Annotated in this window: 15 protein-coding genes; 5 read left to right on the top strand and 10 right to left on the bottom strand. The window is 68.0% G+C overall.

The genetic code is table 11. From position 1 onward, the window contains the following. Window positions 1–37: 37 nt before the first annotated feature. The gene (locus O5I81_RS20415) at window positions 38–502 is read left to right on the top strand and encodes a GFA family protein (RefSeq protein ID WP_271066702.1); all 465 of its coding nucleotides are present in this window, start codon (window positions 38–40) and stop codon (window positions 500–502) included. Window positions 503–782: 280 nt separating this feature from the next. On the opposite strand, the gene O5I81_RS20410 is transcribed toward O5I81_RS20415, so the two are convergent. The 3 genes from O5I81_RS20410 to fsa are packed head-to-tail and all read right to left on the bottom strand — an operon-like array spanning window position 783 to window position 3055. Further along, complete coding sequence (locus O5I81_RS20410; protein WP_271066701.1) at window positions 783–1703, bottom strand: tyrosine recombinase XerC; 921 nt, start codon at window positions 1701–1703, stop codon at window positions 783–785. Further along, window positions 1700–2383, bottom strand: a complete 684-nt coding sequence (locus O5I81_RS20405; protein WP_271066700.1) for a DUF484 family protein — start codon at window positions 2381–2383, stop codon at window positions 1700–1702. Before O5I81_RS20405 ends, O5I81_RS20410 begins: the two co-directional genes overlap by 4 nt. An 18-nt stretch (window positions 2384–2401) precedes the next feature. Continuing rightward, window positions 2402–3055 (bottom strand): fructose-6-phosphate aldolase, encoded by a 654-nt coding sequence (gene fsa, locus O5I81_RS20400; RefSeq protein ID WP_271066699.1) that lies wholly within the window; start codon window positions 3053–3055, stop codon window positions 2402–2404. Window positions 3056–3112: 57 nt separating this feature from the next. Here fsa and O5I81_RS20395 point away from each other — a divergent pair, with 57 nt between their 5' ends. Together O5I81_RS20395 and O5I81_RS20390 are read left to right on the top strand one after the other, a co-directional pair. Continuing rightward, window positions 3113–5275 (top strand): primosomal protein N', encoded by a 2163-nt coding sequence (locus O5I81_RS20395; protein ID WP_271066698.1) that lies wholly within the window; start codon window positions 3113–3115, stop codon window positions 5273–5275. Window positions 5276–5387: 112 nt separating this feature from the next. Then, window positions 5388–5783, top strand: a complete 396-nt coding sequence (locus tag O5I81_RS20390; protein ID WP_271066697.1) for a response regulator — start codon at window positions 5388–5390, stop codon at window positions 5781–5783. Here the strand turns inward: O5I81_RS20390 and O5I81_RS20385 are convergent. The 3 genes from O5I81_RS20385 to O5I81_RS20375 all read right to left on the bottom strand — a co-directional run bounded on the left by O5I81_RS20385 (window position 5780) and on the right by O5I81_RS20375 (window position 8270). Then, entirely contained in the window at window positions 5780–6304 is a 525-nt protein-coding gene (locus O5I81_RS20385) for a hypothetical protein (protein WP_271066696.1), read from the bottom strand. The genes O5I81_RS20390 and O5I81_RS20385 overlap by 4 nt on opposite strands. 161 nt (window positions 6305–6465) lie before the next feature. Then, window positions 6466–6870 (bottom strand): host attachment protein, encoded by a 405-nt coding sequence (locus O5I81_RS20380; RefSeq protein ID WP_271066695.1) that lies wholly within the window; start codon window positions 6868–6870, stop codon window positions 6466–6468. Between the two features lie 128 nt (window positions 6871–6998). Further along, a complete protein-coding gene (locus tag O5I81_RS20375; RefSeq protein WP_271066694.1) occupies window positions 6999–8270 on the bottom strand; it encodes a cytochrome P450 in 1272 nt (423 codons plus the stop codon). 157 nt (window positions 8271–8427) lie between these two features. Here O5I81_RS20375 and O5I81_RS20370 point away from each other — a divergent pair, with 157 nt between their 5' ends. After that, a complete protein-coding gene (locus tag O5I81_RS20370; protein WP_271066693.1) occupies window positions 8428–10449 on the top strand; it encodes a di-heme-cytochrome C peroxidase in 2022 nt (673 codons plus the stop codon). A 20-nt stretch (window positions 10450–10469) separates the two neighbouring features. Here O5I81_RS20370 and O5I81_RS20365 read toward each other — a convergent pair whose 3' ends face one another. The 3 genes from O5I81_RS20365 to O5I81_RS20355 form a co-directional block, all read right to left on the bottom strand. Beyond that, window positions 10470–11198: a response regulator transcription factor gene (locus tag O5I81_RS20365; protein ID WP_271066692.1), complete on the bottom strand. Its 729-nt coding sequence runs from the start codon at window positions 11196–11198 to the stop codon at window positions 10470–10472. A 98-nt stretch (window positions 11199–11296) separates the two neighbouring features. After that, on the bottom strand, window positions 11297–14263 hold the full coding sequence (locus tag O5I81_RS20360; protein ID WP_271066691.1) for a TonB-dependent receptor: 2967 nt from the start codon (window positions 14261–14263) through the stop codon (window positions 11297–11299). A 286-nt stretch (window positions 14264–14549) separates the two neighbouring features. Next, a complete protein-coding gene (locus O5I81_RS20355) occupies window positions 14550–15446 on the bottom strand; it encodes an AraC family transcriptional regulator (RefSeq protein ID WP_271066690.1) in 897 nt (298 codons plus the stop codon). Between the two features lie 166 nt (window positions 15447–15612). Here O5I81_RS20355 and O5I81_RS20350 point away from each other — a divergent pair, with 166 nt between their 5' ends. Continuing rightward, window positions 15613–16347 carry an SDR family oxidoreductase gene (locus tag O5I81_RS20350; RefSeq protein ID WP_271066689.1) on the top strand — a complete coding sequence of 245 codons (735 nt, stop codon included), beginning with the start codon at window positions 15613–15615 and terminating at the stop codon, window positions 16345–16347. Between the two features lie 170 nt (window positions 16348–16517). Here O5I81_RS20350 and O5I81_RS20345 read toward each other — a convergent pair whose 3' ends face one another. Further along, complete coding sequence (locus O5I81_RS20345; RefSeq protein WP_271066688.1) at window positions 16518–18635, bottom strand: peptidase domain-containing ABC transporter; 2118 nt, start codon at window positions 18633–18635, stop codon at window positions 16518–16520. Window positions 18636–18692 lie beyond the last annotated feature (57 nt).

Genomic DNA, 18692 nt, shown 5'->3' with positions numbered 1-18692 from the left:
CTCCCGTCGCGCAAAGCTGGCGGGGGATCCGCAAGCGATGAAGAAATCCGCCGTCCAGTCCGAGGGGCAATGCGTCTGCGGCGCCGTCCGCTTCGAGATCGACGTCCCGGCCGTCTGGGCCTGGCACGATCACGGCGAGGCCAGCCGCCGGGCCCAGGGCTGCGCCTACGCCACCTACGTAGGGACCTGGAAGAGCCGCTTCCGCTGGCTGCAGGGCGAGGACGAGCTCACTCGCTACGAGGATGAGGCGAACCGCACCACCCGCAGCTTCTGCCGCCGCTGCGGCGCCCCGGTCGCCTATGAGAAAGCCCGCTCGCCGCGCTTCATCAACATCCCCCGCAGCCTGTTTCCAGAACGGACCGGCCGCGAGCCCCGCTACCACATGAACCTCACCGAACGGGCCGACTGGACCTATTGGGGCGAGCCCCTGTCGCCGCTGAAGGGCTATCCGGGGGTGATGCGCGAGCGGCCAAGGAAGAGGCGGCTGGACCCGGTGGAGTAGATGAATATGTCTAGACATATTCAATTTGGGCCGTTCTGACGCCCTTGTCCCGGCCGATGTGTCGTTTTCGCTCGATGTGGGTTTGCCTACCGCAATCGGACCAACATTCGGCGACAGCTGACCACGCTCCGACCCACGCCGCCGGCTACATTTCCGGCGTCCCGACCAACGCCAGGGGCACAGTTTCCCAAGCTTTTTCAACGGCCAGGGCTGCGGGCGGTCCCTTGCCGGCGAGCGGCGCGGTATAATGGTTGGTCGCTTCGATAAGGGCCGCTTGGGCCTAGGCGTGCGGATGGGCCGCTGAATAGGCCGCCAGCAGGCCCGCCGCATCGACCTGGGTGTAGCGCTGGGTCGTCGACAGGCTGGCGTGGCCGAGCAGTTCCTGGATGACGCGCAGATCCGCGCCCGCGCCCAGCAGGTGAGTGGCGAAGCTGTGGCGCAGGGCGTGGGGCGTGGCGCGGTCGGGCAGGCCGAGGCGTCCGCGCAGCAGCTGCATGGCCGCCTGCACATGGCGGGGCGACAGGGCGCCGCCGCGCTTGGCGATGAACAGCGGGTCGGACGCTGATGTGGGCCAGGGCAGGGCGGCCAGATAGGCGTCCACTGCTTCGCGCACCACCGGCAGCACCGGCACGATGCGGGTCTTGCCACCCTTGCCGGTGATGCGGAGGGCCTCGGCCAGGGGGGCGTCGCCCCGGGTCAGGCTGAGCGCCTCGGAGATGCGCAGGCCGCAGCCGTAGAGCAGGGTCAGCGCCGCCTGGTCGCGCAGGCCCTCCCAGGGGTCGCGGTCCGGATCGGCCCCGGCCTCGATCAGCAGGCCGCGCGCCTGGTCCTCACTGACCGGTCGCGGCGCGCCGGGCCGCACCTTGGGCCCGCGCACCAGGGCGAGGCCCGGGCAGGGCACGCCCATGCGGCGGTCGATGAAGCCATGGAAGGAGCGGACCGCCGAAAGGGCCTGCGACAGGGATCGGGCGGCCAGCTGCTTGCCGTCGGCCCGCTCGCGCTTGTCGGCCAGCCAGGCGCGGACCTCGGCGGCCGTGACCGTGCCGAGGGCTTCGACGGAGATCAGCTCGCCGCGATGGCGGGCCAGGAAGGTCAGCCAGGAGGTCGCTCCGGCGCGGTAGGCCTCAAGCGTCCGGGGCGAGGCGCGCCGTTCAGCCGCCAGGTGGGTGATCCAGGTCTCGAGAGCCTGGTCGGCGGTCACAGCACCGGCCAACGCTCGGCGGTGCGTTCGAACACCCGGCCGAGGAAATCGACCAGCTCATGGCCCATGTCTTTTGTGAACCCCTCCGGTTCCGGCGAGCCGAAGGCCAGCACGCCCTGGCGGGCCGGCTCCCAGATGGCCAGACGGACCATGGCCATGGATTTGACGTTTGCCGCCTTGTCGCCGAACAGACCCAGCGCCGGGGCATGGAAGCCCATCCGCGCCAGCTTCTGCGGTCCCAGGATCAAATCCACCTGCCCCTCGACCAGCGGATACCAGCCGGCCGGAACCCGCATCGGACCTTCGAGGGCGACGGCCGCCCCGGTCAGGCCGAAGCGCAGGGTCGCCACCTCGTCCATCCGGCGCACGAGGTCGGAATGGTTGCGGGCTTCCAGCAGGTCGATGACTGCCGCGTGGGTCTGGGCCTGGGCCGAGAAGTTGGCGCGGGCCGTGGCCTCCAGCATGCGCCGGGCCTTAGATTCGCGCTTCGCCGTCGCCGCCACCCGGGCCAGGGCCGCCGGCCCGAAATCGACCAGGTTGGCCGCGTCGAGCCGCAGGCCCAGGTCGGCCAGCAGCTCGGGATCGTCGCGCAGCAGGGCGCCGTTCTCGCGGATCAGGTCGCGCAGGGCCGCCAGATCCGGGGCCGTATCGAGTGTCTTGATCCGCGCCCCGTCCGACATGCTCTTGCCCGCTCTGTTCTAGAGGATGGTCTGGCCCGTCTTGGCCCAGTCGCTCAGGAAAGCTTCTAGACCCTTGTCGGTTAAGGGGTGCTTGAAGAGGGCCTCGAAGACGTTCGGCGGCAGGGTGGCGCAATCGGCCCCCAGCTCGGCGCAGCGGGCCACGTGATCGGCGGTGCGCACCGAGGCAGCCAGGATCTCGGTATCGAAGCCATAGTTGTCATAGACCGTGCGGATATCGCCGATCAGGGCGCAGCCGTCGGCCCCGTGGTCGTCCAGCCGCCCGACGAAGGGCGAGACGTAGGTGGCGCCGGCCTTGGCGGCCAGCAGCGCCTGGGCCACCGAGAAGCAGAGGGTCACGTTGGTGGCGATGCCGTCGGCCGCAAAGGCGGCGCAGGCGATCAGGCCGTCGCGGGTCAGCGGCAGCTTGACCACCACATTGCCGGCGATGTCGGCCAGCTTGCGGCCTTCCTTGATCATGGTCTCGGCGTCGGTGGCCACCGCCTCGGCGCTGACAGGCCCCTCGACGAGACCGCAAATCTCGGCGATGACCTCCGCCATGGGACGACCCGACTTGGCGATCAGCGTGGGATTGGTGGTGACCCCGTCCACAAGGCCGGTCTTGACCAGGTCCGCCAGCACGGCGGTGTCGGTGGTGTCGAGGAAGAGCTGCATGGTCGGGGCGTCCGTAGAGATGGGTCGGGCGTTGTACATCAAGGCGGCCGGGCGGTCATGAGCCGAATCGCCTCCGTCCTCCTGCCCATGCCGCTGCCCGAGGCCTTCGACTACGCCGAGCCCGAGGGCATGGACCTCAACGTCGGCGATCAGGTCGCCGCCCCGCTTGGGCCCAGGCTGATGCGGGGCGTCGTCACCGCCCTGCGCGACGGGACCGGCGGCAACCGTCCGTTGAAGCCCATCTCCCACCGCATCGACGACCCACCGCTGCCGCCCGGCACCCTCGCCTTCATCGAATGGGCCGCCCGCTACGCCGCCGACAATCCCGGCTGGCCCCTGGCCATGGCCATGCGCGGCCTGCGCGCGCCGAAACCCAAGCCCGAACGGATCGTCGTCCCGACCGGCCTCGACCCCAAACGCCCGACCCCCGCCCGAACCAAGGTCCTGGAAGCCGCCGCCCGCGAAGCTCTGCCCGCCCCGCGCCTGGCCGAAGCCGCCGGGGTCTCCTCCGGCGTGGTCAAGGGCCTGATCGACGAGGGCTGCCTGGCCATCGAGGAGCGGCTCCCCGACCGCACCCCGCCGCCTCTCGACGTCTCCCCCCGCCAGGGCTCGCTCAATCCCGGCCAGGCCGCCGCCGCCGCCGAGCTGATCAAGAAGTTCGATACCCACGCCTTCTCCGCCACCCTGCTCGACGGGGTCACCGGTTCCGGCAAGACCGAGGTCTACCTCGAAGCCGCCGCCCATGCGCTCAGCAAAGATCCCGAGGCCCAAGTCCTCATCCTGCTGCCCGAGATCGCCCTCACCCAGGCAGTCATCGCCCGCGTGGCCGCCCGCTTCGGCAGCCCTCCCGGCGAATGGCACAGCGCCGTGGCGCCGCCCCGCCGCCGCACCCTCTGGGAAGACGTCGCCGCCGGCCGCAAGCGCATCGTCGTCGGGGCCCGCTCGGCCCTGTTCCTGCCCTATCGCAAGCTGGCCCTCATCGTCGTCGATGAGGAGCATGACGGCAGCTACAAGCAGGAGGAGGGCTTCATCTACCAGGGCCGCGACCTCGCCGTCGCCCGCGCCCATCTGGAGGGCTGCGCCGTCGTCCTCGCCTCGGCCACCCCCAGCCTGGAGACGCTCTGGAACGCCGAACAGGGCCGCTACGGCTGGCTGAAACTGAACGCTCGCCACGGTGTCGCCACCCTGCCCGAGGTGACGATGATCGACCTGCGCGAGACCCCGCCGGAGCGCGACCACTGGCTCTCGCCGCCGTTGGTCCAGGCCATGGCCGAAACCCTTGAACGCGGCGAGCAGACCCTGCTGTTCCTCAACCGCCGCGGCTACGCCCCGGTCGTCCTCTGCAGGGCTTGTGGAGAAAGACTGACCGCGCCCGACACCGACAGCTGGCTGGTCGAGCACCGCTACACCGGCCGCCTGGTCTGCCACCTGACCGGCTTCTCCATGCCAAAGCCCGAGGCCTGCCCCCACTGCGGCGCCAAGGACAGCCTGGTCTCCATCGGCCCCGGCGTCGAACGGGTCGAGGAGGAAGCCAAGCGCCTGTTCCCCGAGGCCCGCACCGCCATCTTCTCCTCCGACACCATGTTCAGCAGCCAGTCGGCCCGCGAGCTGGTCGAGGCCATGGAGCGCGGCGAGATCGACATCCTCGTCGCCACCCAGGCGGCGGCGAAGGGACACAACTTCCCGAACCTCACCTTGGTCGGCGTCGTCGACGCGGACCTCGGCCTGCGCGGCGGGGACTTAAGGGCCGGCGAACGCACCTTCCAGCTGCTGGCCCAGGCCGGCGGCCGGGCCGGCCGCGCCGACCGCCCCGGCCGTGTCCTCATGCAGACCTACGCCCCCGAGCATCCGGTCATGCAGGCCCTGGCCGCCTCCGACCGCGACAGCTTCGTCGCCGCCGAGATGGAGCTGCGCCAGCTCTCCGGCCTGCCCCCCTTCGGCCGGCTGGCCGCCGTCATCCTCTCCGGGCCTGACCCGGTCCAGCTCGAGGCCTTCGCCCAGGACATGGCCCGCGTCGCCCCCAACACCCCGGGCGTGGAGATCTTCGGCCCCGCCGACGCGCCGCTGGGCCTGATCCGGGGCCGGCGCCGCAAACGCCTGCTGGTCCGCGCCGACCGCAATGTCGATCTGTCCGCCTACATGGCGGCCTGGAAGGCCCGGGTGAAACCGCGCGGCCAGCTGCGCCTGACCATCGACATCGACCCCTACAGTTTTCTGTGAGCGACGCCGACGCTCCGGGGCGGTGATCCCCTTGGGCCCAGACTGGGTTCCGCCCGCATGGCGCGAGCCGGTGGCCGCCTCTACCAAAGCCCCATCACCTGAGGGCGCGTGCATGGGCTCCACATCAATTCTGGTCGTCGATGACGACGCGGCCTTTCGCGCCGCGGTCAGCCGCCTGCTGGGCAGCGCCGGATACAGGGTTGCCGAGGCTCAGGGTGGCGGCCGGGCCCAGACGGTCCTGCAGTCGGCGCGGCCCGACATCCTGGTCACTGACATCATCATGCCGGACGGCGACGGCATCGAACTGATCAATGCCGTCAAATGGCGCTATCCGACCATTCGCATCCTGGCCGTCAGCGGCCGGGGCTGTCTGGGCACGCTCGATCTGCTGAAGATGGCGGCCATGGTCGGCGCCGACGCCACCCTGAGCAAACCGTTGGGGCCCGAGGATCTGCTGTCGAAGGTCGCGGGTCTCGTGGCCATGGGCCCGGGAAGCTATCCGACCTAGCCGCAGGCCTGGCGGAGCTCGCCGTCGGGGCAGGGCGGCGACGCCTTGCGGATGAGGTCGGCGACGACCTCGAAGTTTCGGACGGCCAGCCGTTCGATGCCGACCCGGGCGCCGGCCAGTTCCCGATAGGCATGGTCGGTGAACCGCAGCTCGTTGCCCTGCCGGACGATCCAGCCCGCGTCGACCAGGTCGCCCACCTTGCGCCGCACCGTCTCCTTGGGCAGCCCGAGGGAATCGGCCACCGACCGGACATTCGTCCCCAGGCTCGGAAACACGGGAATCGTCCCGTCCAGCAGCTCCTCCTGGGCATAGGTTGCGAACAGCGGATGCTCGGTGGTCCGGATGGCCACGGCCAGCATGATCAGGAACTTGTCGAAGTCGCCGCCGCAGGCGTCCCGCGCCACGCAGAGCAGATCGGCGAGCGGCCGCAGGAAGCGCAGCGCGGCTTTCGGATACTGCGTCGCCACCAGGCGAAGCAGGGCGTCGGGGTCTTTCCCGCGGTCGAGAATCTGGACGTTCAACGGAAAGGCGCTCCTCGCCTAGACCTTCGACAGCGGCGGGAAAGATTTCCCCTGAGGAAGGCGAGGTCACTATGTAGGAACGCTGGTCTCCCGGCGCTACCGGCCCTCCGGCCCGTGCGACAATCGGGCGCCCCGAAACCGGGCGCCCGATCCGCCGCCCTCTAGGCCGCGGCGATGGCCTTCTCAACGTCCTGCAGCGCGTGTCCGGTCAGGTCCTTGGCGATCTCGCCGACCAGGGCCGCCGTCAGCCTGGCGTGATACTGCGGCCGGATGGCCCCCAGGGTGCGCGGCGCGGCGATGATCAGCAGGTGGGTGATCTCTCCCGCCAGCACCTGCTTGTTGAGCAGGGCGACGACCCCGGCCGAGAAGCCGTCTTCCCGGTCCTGGCCGCCGTCGGGGTTGGCCGAGCTGCCGTGACGGCCGGGCGTGGCGCCCTGGTGGTCGGCGTCGATCGCCGCATGGTCCAGCGGCGTCAGCTTCAGATCGGCCTCGTCGCCGGCGTTGCGGAACAGGTTGAACTTCTCGCCATCGGCGACGGCGACGGTGGCGCCCTTGGGAAGCTGCATGGGGAAATCTCCGGATCGGCCACGGGAGGTGGCGCTTGAAGCAGGGACATCCCACGCTCGCATAGATAGCCCCGCAGGAGCCTCGAGGGTTCCCGAACGCGACGATCGTCGCCCCGTCGAGACCCCCGTCACTGCGTCAGGACCAGGCTTTCCGGGAAAGGGCCGCCCTTGAAGTCCAGCTGGCCGGCCGGCCCGGCCGCGCGCTTCACAAAGCCGGCCTTGATGATCTGCTTGGCCAGTTCGGGGGCCTGCATCAGGCTGACCTGGTCGCCGAGGCACCGGTGCTCGCCAAAGCCCAGGTGCAGGTAGTGATAGGCCGGCCGGCCGGGCTTGAAGCTGTCCGGATCGGTCACCACGGTGGCGTCATGCATGGCGGAGGCGATGCTGGCGAACACCAGGGTGCCGGCCGCCAGCGTGGTCTGGCGCGGTGTGCCGGCGGCGATCGTATAGGGCTCGACCAGCAGCCGGACGACGAACGGGGCCATCGGGTTGAAGCGCAACGCCTCCCAGAAGATGGCGTCGAAGCTCGCGTCGTCGTTCGCCTGGATGGCGCGCTGGGCGGCGGCCAGCTGGTCGGGACGGTCGATCAGCTGGTCGATGGCCTGAACGATGGCGGCCGAGGTGGTCTCGATGCCGCCGACCAGCAGGCCCATGGTGTTGGACAGGATGCGGCCCTGGTCGAAACCGATCTGCGGCGGGGTCTGCAGGCGCAGCATGCGGGCGACGACGTCGTCGATCTTCGGGTCGGCCTTCACCTGCTGGGCCCGGCGCGGCAGGAAGTCGTCCAGGTAGGCCTTCATCTCGGCCCCGGCCGTGACGCAGGCCTGCTGCACCTGGGGGTCGTTGCTCAGGTTGTGGAACATGTTGTTCTGGGTGGCGTAGGACCAGCGCAGCATCGCCGTCACGTCCGGACCCGGGAAGCCAAAATACTGGCCGGTCAGGGCGATCGGGCCGGGGCGGGTGACCTGTGAGACCAGCTCCAGCCGGCCGTCCGGCGAGGCGCCCTGGGCGATCAGCCCGGCCCCGATCCGGGCCACTGTCTGGCGCACGCCCGGCATGTCGATCTGCTGGATCAGCGCCCGCATGATGCCCTTGTCGCGCTGGTTGTAGACTGTGCCGTCGCGGGCCAGCATGAACGGGCCGACCGACGGGTCCATCTTGGGGGCATAGGGCTTGACCGTGAATTGCAGGTTCCGGGTCAGCGCCTCCTCGACGTCGGCGAACATCGCCAGGACGGTCGGCCCGCCGGGCGTGATCAGGATCGGCCGGCTGGTCCTCAGCTCCTTGAACAGCGCCAGCGGCTTGGTGGCGATCCATTGAAAGAGCAGGGCCAGCTTCTGCTGCGGCTGCTGCGCGGCGTCATAGGCGGCCAGAAACGATGAGGCTGCGACATCGACCATTTTTGACCTCGGCTTGGTGGGTTTGGCGGTTTGAAAAGGGGCCCCGGGACGCGCCCGCCGGGCGAGGGCGCGGCGCGTCACATCCAGAATCTGTATCGCATGTTGATGATCCCTCCAAATTGTATTCATATGGCTGCATCGCGGAGGGGAAACGTCGATGTCGGGATCTCGGAAAGCCGCCCTGTGGGGCCTGGTTCTGCTTGTCGTGGTGGTGATCGCCGCCATCGGCATTCCGAAGGTGCTGGCCTTCGTCAATCCGCCCCTGCCGCCGCCCCAGCCGGTGCGCGAGGCCCGCTGGCTCGACCAGGGCTGGGCCGAGAACGACCGCTACTGGTTCCACCACGCCACGCAAGGCACCTCGACCCTGCCGATCCCCTACACCTGGTTCGTGGCCCTGGCCGAGCCGAAGATCCTGCCCGGCAAGGAGACGCTGTTCATCGACAGCGCCTACATGCAGAAGCTCGGCTTCATCCCCAGCCCGCCGTCGGGCGGCGGCCAGGCCGGTCCGGCCGGCGGGGTCGAGACGGCCTACGGCTACAAGGCCAAAATCGGCGGCGTGCCCGCCGAGCCCGGGGTCGAGAGCAACCGGGGGCTCAATCCGGCCGGCATGCCGGTGGGCTTCGCCATCACCAAGGCCTACCCCGACCCGACGACCGGCAGGATGCTGCCCGACCAGGTCGGCCTGACCTGCGCCGCCTGCCATACCGGCCACCTGGAGTACAACGGCGTCTCCCTGCGCATCGACGGCGCCAACGCCGCCACCAGCCTGGGCCAGCTGACCGCGACCCTGGGCGCGGCGCTGTTGCTGACCGACATCCTTCCCTGGCGCTTCGATTCCTTCGCCGACCGGGTGCTCGGCCCGAAGGCCACCAAGGCCGACCGCAACAAGCTGCACGCCGAGCTGAAGGCGACGATCAGCGCCCTGGCCGCCGGGGCCAAGGCGACCTCGGCGATCGACAAGCGCGACGGCGTGACCGAAGGCTACAACCGGCTCGACGCCCTCAACCGCATCGGCAACGCGGTGTTCTACGCCAACCTGCTGCCGGCCAAGTCGGCGACCTTCGACCCGTTGGACAACTACGCGGCCGTCAACGCGCCGGTGAAGTATCCGCACCTGTGGAACACCCCCTGGTTCAACTGGGCGCAGTACGACGCCTCGATCGGCCAGCCGGCCATCCGCAATGTCGGCGAGGCGATCGGGGTGCAGGCCAAGGTCAACATGACCACCTTCGACCAGCCGCATAAGCTGTGGGACTCCTCGGTGGCGGTCGGCAACGTGGCGCGGATGGAGCAGCAGCTCGAGGGGCCGAACCCGTTGACGCGGGGGCCCGACGGCCGGGTGCGCGGCTTCCAGGGGCTGTTGGCGCCGAAGTGGCCGCAGGACGTCCTGGGCCGCATCGACATGGCCAAGGCGCAGGCCGGTCGCCAAGTCTACGCCCTGCGCTGCCAGGGCTGCCACCTGCCGCCGGTCGATGACCCGAACCAGGCCCTCTATAGCCCCACCCTGTGGACCACGGCCAACGAGCATGGCGAAAGCTACTTGAAGCTCAAGGTCATCCCGCTCAGCCTGGTCGGCACCGACCCCGGCCAGGCGGAAATCCTGTCCGGCCGCAAGATCAAGGCCCCGCTGGCGCTCGGCCTGCAGCCCGGCGTGACCAACCCGGCCACCGGGGTCACCTGCTTCACCACCCCGACAACACCGGCCACCGAGATGAGCTTCGGCCAGGCCCTGGCCTCGGCGGTGCAGTCCGTGGTCGACAAGTTCCACCGCGACGAGGGCACGCCGATCAAGAGCGACGCGGCCGAGGCCGACAAGGGCAACCGCCCCAACTGCATACAGGCCCCGCCGGCCTACAAGGCCCGGCCGCTGAACGGCATCTGGGCGACGCCGCCCTATCTGCACAACGGCTCGGTGCCGTCGCTGTCGGCCCTGCTGGGACCGCCGGCGGAGCGTCCGTCCAGCTTCTGCCTGGGCAACCGCGCCTACGACCCGCTCGTGGTTGGTCTCGACGTCAAGACCTGCCCGCGCGGGGCCTTCAAGCTGGACACCAGCCTCAAGGGCAGCTCCAACCAGGGCCACGAGTTCCGCGACGCTCCGGCCGGGACCAAGGGCGTGGTCGGCCCGGCCCTCAGTCCGCAGGAGCGGGCGGCGGTGATCGAGTTCCTGAAGACGCAGTAGGGGCGGAAAGCGGTCGGCTCCTAGGGGGCTGGCCGCACCTCGACCGCCAGCAGATAGCCGCGTCCCCGGAAGGTGCGGATGATCTCGCCGCCCATGGACAGCCGTCGGCGCAGGCGACTGATCCGCAGATCCACGGCCCGGCTGTCCGCCGTCCAGTCGTGGCTGCTGGACACCGCCTGAAGCCGCGCCCGGGCCACGACCTTGCCCGGCTGTTCGGCCAGAGCCCGCAGCATCAGAAATTCGGCGCGGGGCAGGCGCACGATGCATCCGGCGGGATCGCGCAGGGTCTCTCCATCCAGGTCCAGCTGGTAGCCGGCGAACAGAAGGCGCTGGCCGGGACTGTCGTCGACCGGGCCGGGCGCGCCGCGCCGCCCGCGCAGGACGGCCTTGAGCCGCGCGACCAGCTCCCGCGCGTTGACCGGCTTGGCCATGTAGTCGTCCGCCCCCAGCTCCAGCCCCAGCAGCCGGTCGATGAGGTTGTCCCGCGAGCCCAGCAGGATCACCACGGGCCGTCCGGGAACCACCAGCAGGTCACGCAACGCCCGCTGGTCCGGCTCTTCGGACGGCTCCAGGTCGCAGACGATCGCGGAGTAGACGTCGTCCTCGAGCGCCAGCGCCATTTCAGGCCGGTCGCCCGCCTCCGCCACGGCGCAGTCCTGCAACTGGAGGCGTTCCGCCAGGACCTGGCGGTGATGAGGGTCACGATCAACCAGAAGCACGCGAAGGTCATCGAAACCGCTGGCGGACATGAAAGGCGACTCCAGAGCTGATGGGCTCCCCCCGGTCGGTCGCGAAAGCGCCCAAGGACCCCGGGGTGCATGGCCCCGGGGTCTCGCGGGCTGGTCGGCTACCAGCGCTTCTGTACGGTGATGAAGGCGCGCCGGCCGCGCAGGTCGTAGGCGTTCAGGGCCGAGGTGCCGACCCGGAACTCGCCCGTCGAGACGGAGGGCGGATCCTCGTCGAAGACGTTCTGCAGGCCGACTGTCAGGGTCGTGTCGCCCATCGCCTTGCGCACCGAGACCGAATGATAGGTTTGGAACTCGGTGTACTGCTTATAGTAGACATAATTATAGTAGGTAGATCCGGACTTGTAGTCATAGTCGGAAGAACTGGCGTACTTGCTCGAAGCGTAGGTGTCCGCCCCATAGATTTCCGTGTTGGAGCCCTTGCCGATGTACTGGGTCGCCCAGTTGAGGGTCCAGTCCCCCGTCCGCCAGGTCAGGGTGGTGTTCCCCAGGAAGTCCGGGCCCCGGTAGTTGTAGGTGGAGCCGTTGTAGTCTTCCTCATCGGTGCCGAGCACCCGGGTGGTGTCCTGCAGTTGCCAGGTGAACTGGGCGTTGAGGGTCAGGTTGCCCATGTCGAACTCGTGGCGGTAGGTCACCGACAGGTCGATGCCGCGGTTCCGCTGTTCGGCCACGTTGACGTAGCTGTTGTAGACGGTGGTGATCTGGCCGGTCGTCGAATCCCGCTCGAACAGGCTGCAGAACGGGCTGCCGCCTGTCGTTGTGGCGTTGTAGCACTGGTAGAGGATGTTGCCCGCGCCGAACTGATCGATCTCGTTGTTCACGAGGATGTCGAAATAGTCGACAGCGATGTTCAGGTCGGCGAACTGCGGCGTGAAGATCACCCCGATCGTCGAGGCGTCCGAGGTTTCCGCCTTCAGCACCCCGGCCCCGCCGCCGGCGACGACGAGGGCCGATGAGCCGTAGCCGGCCCAATCGGAGGCCAGCCCCGCGGCCGCGCAGTTGGCCTGGATGCGGGCGTTGGTGCTGTCGCCCCAGTTGATGCAGGGATCGATGCTGGTCTGGCCGATGTAGCTGGTCTGGTTGGCCAGGTAGAGCTCGTACAGGGCAGGCGCGCGGAACGAGGTGCCCTTGGTGCCGCGCAGGCGCAGCCAGTCGTTGACCTGCCAGTTGAGGCCGACCTTGTAGGTGCTGTCGCTGCCGTAGCTCGAGACATCGGTGTAGCGGCCCGACAGGGACAGATCGAGCAGTTCCACCCCCGGCAGGCCCTTGAGCAACGGGACCGAGAACTCGCCGTAGATCTCCTTCGTCTCGTAGGAGCCTTCGGTGTGGCCGGCGGCTGTCAGGCCCCAGTTGTTGCTGGAGACGGACTCGCGACCCGGCTGGTCATCCAGTTCGTCGCGCCGGTAGACGACCCCGAAGGCCGCGCCGACCGGGCCGGCCGGCAGGGTGAACAGATCGCCCGAGACGGTGGCCTCGACGGTGTACTGCTCATAGTCGGTGTGGCCCTTGTCGACCCCGAACAGGAAGGCCTTCTCGGCGTCGGTGAACTGGCCGGACAGGATGCGGGTGCTGGACCAGGGGATGCCCTCGGCCGGCAGGCTGGAGCAGTCGCCGCCCGACACGGTGATGGCAGCCTGGTTGCAGGCCACCCCGTAGGCGGTGGTGGCATAGACCCGGTCGGCATAGACCGAGCTGATGCTGTAGTCGCCGGAAGACAGGCCGTACTGGCCGTAGATGTCCCAGCTCCAGCCGCCAAGGTCGCCCTTCAGCCCGCCGAGCAGGCGATAGTAGTCGACATCCTGCTTGCTGTCGTAGGGGATGGAGATCACCGGATAGACGGTCGATCCGCCGCTGATGCCGTTCTGGTAGAACTTGTTGTTCGGGTTGGTGCTGGCCAGGGTCGGGAACAGCTGGCGGGTGCTGTCCTGCTCGGACGAGCGGTTGTTGTACAGCGCCTCGCCGTAGGCGGTGATCTGGGGCGTGATGTCGAAGCCGCCTGCCACATAGAGGCTGGCGCGCTGCACCGGGCTGATGATCGTCGAGCGGTCCCAGTAGGGGGTGTCGTAGTTGGCGTAGGTGTAGGTGTCCGGATAGTTGGCCCGGCCCTGGCGCGCCATGTCGGCGAAGGGCGAGTTGTTGCCGGTGGTCGGATAGGTCACCCCGGTCTTGAGGTACTGCAGATAGCCGTAAGAGCTGCCGTAAAGGACGTTGTTGACCTGATTGTAGCACTTGTAGCCGCTGCCATCGTACTCGCTGTAGTCGATGCGCTTGCCGGTGTCCGGATCGACCAGGTAGTCGGCGGCGCACTGGGTGTCTTCACGATCGCCGCGCCGCAGGGCCACCTGCTCGAAGTAGTTGGCGGCGATGGTGATGTAGCCGCGATCGAAGGTTTTGCCCCAGGCGCCGTCGATGCTGTACTGCTCGCCGCCCGACTGGAACGGCATGTTGGCATTGACGGTCAGCTTGCCGCCGTCGAGGTTGGTCTGGGTGATGTAGTTGACCACCCCGGCCACGGCGTCGGACCCATAGATCGACGAGGCGCCGTCCTTCAGGATCTCGACCCGCTCGATGAGCGAACTGGGGATGGTGTTCAGGTCGACCGGGCCGACCGTGCCGCGAACCCCGGCCGGCGGCAGGCGGCGGCCGTTGAACAGCACCAGGGTGCGGGTCGCGCCCAGGCCGCGCAGCGAAATGGTGTTCACCCCGGGGCCGCCGGTCACGACATAGCCGGTCAGGCTGTTGTTGACCTGGAAAGCCCCGCCGGTCACCGAGCTGGACTGCAGGATCTCGGCCGTGTCGACCAGCCCGGCCAGGGAGGACTCCTCGGTGGTGATGACCTGCACCGGCATGGCGCTGTTGTATTCCGTCCGCTTGATCCGCGACCCGGTGACGACCAGGGCCTCGACGTCGCCCTCATCGCGGTCCTCCGCGTCGTCCGTCGTGGTGGTCGGCGGGGTCTGGACGGCCGGCTTGGCGGGCTGGCTCTGGGCCAGGGCCGGAGCCCCGAAACCGGCGGCGGTCAGGCCCACCAGCGCCGTCGCGCCCATCAACTTCAATCTGGAGATCATCGGGATCGATTCCTCAACGCTTTGCCGCCACCCCCTCTGGGCATCGGACGCGCTGGGAGAGGCGGTCCGGCGGAATGGGCAGAGCCTATGGGTCTCGATCCTGCCTCAACAAATACACATTTGGCCGTGTGAACAATTGAAGAAGCCAAAGCGGCCTGATTTCCACAGTTTGTATCCAACTGTGTACAAACTATTATTCATCGCAGACCAAATTTTGGCATGCTATTTCAATTTGAAAGCAATCAGAAACCTATCGTGTCGATATGATGACTTGATCTGGTCGCCGTCATCCCTGGCCATAGTCCGGCGAGCCGCGCAGCCGCATGGCGTCGGTCAGCGGCGGGGCCCCATAGAGGCGGCGGTAGTCGCGGCTGAACTGCGAGGGGCTTTCGTAGCCGACCGCGAAGCCGGCGCTGGCGGCGTCCATCGCCTCGACCACCATCCTCCGTCGCGCCTCCTGCAGCCGCAGGCGGGTGCGGTACTGCAGCGGACTGAGGGTGGTGGCGGCCTTGAAATGGCTGTGAAAGGACGAGGGGCTCATGCCGACGTCGGCCGCCAGGCGTTCGACGCTGACCGGCCCGGCGTAGTTGCGGCGCAGCCAGGCGATGGCGCGGCCGACCTTGGCCAGACGGCTCTCCGCGGTGGCGATGTGGCGGATCATCGGCGCCTGCGCCCCCGACAGCAGCCGGTAGAGGATTTCCCGCTCGGCGAGCGGGGCCAGGGCCGGGGCGTCTCCCGGCGCATCGAGCAGCCGCGCCAGCCGCAGCGCCGCGTCCAGCAGGCCCGGCTCCACCTCGCTGACCCCCAGGGCGGGCCCGACCGGCGCCGACGCCGGCTCGGGCCCGTTCCGCGGCATCAGGTCGGAGAGGACGGACAGGTCGATGTCGAGCGCCAGGCAGAGGTAGGGCCGCTCGGGGCTCGCCTCCAGGATCGAACCGACCAGCGGCAGGTCGACCGACACCGCCAGATACTTGGCCGGATCGTAGACATAGCCGCGCCCGCCCAGCTCCACCTGCTTGCGCCCCTGGGCGATGATGCACAGCGACGGCCGATAGACGGTCGGAACCGCCTCCGTCGGCCTGCAGGATCGGATAAGGCTTAAGCGGGGCAGGGCGCTGGCGTGCATGCCGTCGGCCGGCACATGGCGGGCAATGATCTCGGCGAGCTCGTCGATCTGCGGCATGCCGCACCCTGTCATCCGGCCCCCGTGAGGAGCAAGAGCCGCGAACAGCGCCTGGAGGATCGTGCAAGAATGGCGGAGGGCTGTTCTACCGCTCGCCCCGCCGTTCGGACGAGAAGGCTTCAGCGTCGACGACATCCCATGTCGGCGAAAAAGGAGCTCGAACATCATGTCAGACACGCAAGGCAAGGTCGTCGTCATCACCGGCGCGAGCAGCGGCATCGGCGAGGCCACGGCCCGCGGGCTCGCCGCCGCCGGCATGAAGGTCGTCCTCGGCGCCCGCCGCACCGGGCGGCTGCAGGCGCTTGCCCAGGAGATCCAGGCCGCCGGCGGCGTGGCCGCCTTCCAGGGGCTCGATGTCGCCGACCGCGCGGCCTTCGAAGCCTTCATCGCCTTCGCCGAGGCCCGCTTTGGCCGCGTCGATGTCATCGTCAACAACGCCGGCCTGATGCCGCTGTCGCCGCTGACGGCGCTGAAGACCGACGAGTGGGACCGGATGATCGACGTCAACGTGCGCGGCGTGCTCAACGGCATCGCGGCGGTCCTGCCCCGCTTCCAGGCCCAGGGCGCCGGCCATGTCGTCAACGTCGCCTCGGTCGCGGCCCATGGCGTCTGGCCGACGACGGCGGTCTATTCGGCCACCAAGGCGGCGGTGTGGACCATCACCGAGGGCCTGCGCCAGGAGCATCCCGAAATCCGCACCACGGTCATCTCGCCCGGCGTCGTGGAGAGCGAACTCGCCGCCACCATCACCGACCCCGACACCGCCGCCTACATCGAGGAGGCGCGCCGGGTCGCCCTGAAGCCCGACGTCATCGCCCAGGCCATCCGCTACGCCATCGAGCAGCCCGCCGACGTCGCCGTCAACGAGATGATCGTCCGCCCGATGGGCGGGGCGTTCTGAGGCGGGGCCGGTGGCGGCGGACCCTGTGCTCCTGCCGTCGCCGGGCCCGCGCGAGACCGTCGGAACCACTGCCTTGTCAGGAGCCCTGCTCCAGGCACGCGGGCGGAGCAGGCTTTCCGGGAGGCGTCAGTCCTTGACGGCCTGACGGATGGGCTTCCGCTCGTCAGGGCCTAGCTGTGACTGGTCCGTGAGTCCTGGCCAAGGCCCCCGGCGGTCGAGACGGCTTCGGCGACCCGGCCATCCCGGACGCTGAATGTCCGGTCCGCCCGCTGGAGCAGGGCGGAGCTATGCGCAACATATATGCGGGTGACGGGAATTTCACTCAGCACTGCCGCGACGCGCTGGTCATTCGCCGGGTCGAGATTGGCCGTCCCTTCATCGAGGATGATTAGAGCGGGACTCCGATAGAACAACCTTGCCAGATAGATGCGTTGCTTCTGGCCTGACGAAAAAGTGCCAGCTCCTGCGGACAGCGGCGTGTCGAAGCCCATAGGCATCATGTCGATTTCCTGAGCGATGTTGGCGGCCTCAGCAGCAGCCCGAACGGCTTCATCGCTCGCCGTGTCGTCAAAGTTCGTGATGTTCTCCCGAATCGTGCCTTCGAAAACTTCGTCGTCCTGCAACACGATTCCCACCCGCTGCCGGAACGCGGGCAGGTACAGGCGATCTATGTCGATGCCGTCAATCAGCACTCTTCCCTTTGTCGGGCGCACCAATCCCAGCATCAATCGAATGAGCGTCGACTTCCCTGAGCCGGATGCCCCGGTCAGGCCGACCGCTTCGCCCGGCGCAATCCGAAACGTGACGTTCTGCAACACGTCGCGATCGTTCGCCGCGTAGCGGAAGCTGACATCCTGGAATTCAATCTCACCGACAATGCGGGGAAGGTGGATCAACGGGTTCCCCTCCCCAGAGAAAATACCGTTCTCGGGCGGCTGATCCAGAAGGTCATGAACTCGGTCGAGATGGATGCGTGAAGAGCGAAGCTGAACAGCTGTCCTAACCAGACTGAGTGCTCTCTGGCGCACGTACAGCCGATATACGAAGAATGCCAGGAGGACTCCCAGCGTCAGTTGCTTGTTCAAGATCAGAAACGCGCCAAAGGCAACGATTAGCAAATTCTCGATGGCCAGTAACAAGCCTTCGATTTCGTTTATCCTGGCGCCAAATATCCGAGAACTGAACGATGCGCCCGAGTATGCCCAATGGCTTTTGCGCCAGATGCCGAAACGTGGGGCTTCAAGGCCTTGGGCCTTGATGGATTGAATGGCGCGAATGTTCTGAAGCATCGCGCCGGCTTCCTGTGCACTCGTAACGACTTCCTTCTGCGTCAGGGCCGCTTCCCGCTCGGCCCAGAAGAACCGAAATCCACAAATGCCAAGCACCAAGGCGCCGGACACCGCCGACAAGGTCGGATCGTAGGACAGCATAATCGCTGCGGAGATGACCAAGACCAGGACGTTGATCACGGCATCGACCAAATCGCGCGTCAGCCAGATCTTGATGCGGTGCACGGACTGGAATTTGGACAGAACATCGGCGGGGCCACGCGAAAGAAAGAACCGGACAGGGATGGTCAGCAGGTGCGCCGCGACTGAAGCCGACAGTTCTCGGCCCAACCGCCGACTGAGCCCTTCGAGCGTCATGCTGCGAAGGTAACCGAGCAGTGCCTGCACCGCGTAGACAATCAGGAAGAAGGCCGCCGTTGGCAGGATCAGGCTCTTGATCGACCAGGACAAGGCCCGGTCGATGATGATCTGCATGTAAAGGGGGGCCACCAAAGCCAGTGCCTCCAGCGCCAATGTAAGGACAAAGGCGAGCCCGATAGGGCCAGCTGGTGGTCTGGCGTGGCGCAGCAACGCGCGCCAGCCCGAGGACGAAGTCGCTTCTGGCGCCGGATCTCCGGAAATGCCGAAGATGACCGCTACACCGGAATAGACCCTGTCGAACTCAGCCCTCGGGATCGTCAGCGGCCCTTCTTCAGGATCGAAGATAAGGGCCTTCTCGCTGGTCAGCTTTCGCAGCACCACAAAGTGCTGGCCACGCCAGTGCAGGATCGCCGGTTCGTCGCGAGCGCGAAGGGCGGTCGCGTCCATGGCATAGGCCTCGCCCGCCAATCCGGCGATCTTTCCGGCCGCCAACAGGTCGCGAAGAGTCATGCCTCGCGTGGAGGGCGGAAACAACGTCCGCAGTTGTGCAAGACCCATCGGCCGGCCGCAGTGTTGGCTGATCATGCAAAGGCAGGCGAGACCACACTCAGCCGACTCTGATTGGGGCACGAACCTCATCGGACGAGCTCGATCGGCTGATGCATACGATAGAGCGCCAGTGGCGAAACCCAGCGC

It is taken from the genome of Caulobacter sp. NIBR1757, from assembly GCF_027912495.1.
Lineage (GTDB): Bacteria > Pseudomonadota > Alphaproteobacteria > Caulobacterales > Caulobacteraceae > Caulobacter.
The sequence above is the reverse complement of the archived record's forward strand: the minus strand, read 5'-3'. Positions and strand labels throughout refer to the sequence as shown.

Excerpts from the sequence above, each read along its gene's own strand:
- O5I81_RS20415 (WP_271066702.1), top strand. The coding sequence starts at position 38 with ATGAAGAAATCCGCCGTCCAGTCCGAGGGGCAATGCGTCTGCGGCGCC.
- O5I81_RS20405 (WP_271066700.1), bottom strand. The coding sequence starts at position 2,383 with ATGTCGGACGGGGCGCGGATCAAGACACTCGATACGGCCCCGGATCTG.
- fsa (WP_271066699.1), bottom strand. The coding sequence starts at position 3,055 with ATGCAGCTCTTCCTCGACACCACCGACACCGCCGTGCTGGCGGACCTG.
- O5I81_RS20395 (WP_271066698.1), top strand. The coding sequence starts at position 3,113 with ATGAGCCGAATCGCCTCCGTCCTCCTGCCCATGCCGCTGCCCGAGGCC.
- O5I81_RS20390 (WP_271066697.1), top strand. The coding sequence starts at position 5,388 with ATGGGCTCCACATCAATTCTGGTCGTCGATGACGACGCGGCCTTTCGC.
- O5I81_RS20380 (WP_271066695.1), bottom strand. The coding sequence starts at position 6,870 with ATGCAGCTTCCCAAGGGCGCCACCGTCGCCGTCGCCGATGGCGAGAAG.
- O5I81_RS20375 (WP_271066694.1), bottom strand. The coding sequence starts at position 8,270 with ATGGTCGATGTCGCAGCCTCATCGTTTCTGGCCGCCTATGACGCCGCG.
- O5I81_RS20370 (WP_271066693.1), top strand. The coding sequence starts at position 8,428 with ATGTCGGGATCTCGGAAAGCCGCCCTGTGGGGCCTGGTTCTGCTTGTC.
- O5I81_RS20365 (WP_271066692.1), bottom strand. The coding sequence starts at position 11,198 with ATGTCCGCCAGCGGTTTCGATGACCTTCGCGTGCTTCTGGTTGATCGT.
- O5I81_RS20360 (WP_271066691.1), bottom strand. The coding sequence starts at position 14,263 with ATGATCTCCAGATTGAAGTTGATGGGCGCGACGGCGCTGGTGGGCCTG.
- O5I81_RS20355 (WP_271066690.1), bottom strand. The coding sequence starts at position 15,446 with ATGCCGCAGATCGACGAGCTCGCCGAGATCATTGCCCGCCATGTGCCG.
- O5I81_RS20350 (WP_271066689.1), top strand. The coding sequence starts at position 15,613 with ATGTCAGACACGCAAGGCAAGGTCGTCGTCATCACCGGCGCGAGCAGC.
- O5I81_RS20345 (WP_271066688.1), bottom strand. The coding sequence starts at position 18,635 with ATGAGGTTCGTGCCCCAATCAGAGTCGGCTGAGTGTGGTCTCGCCTGC.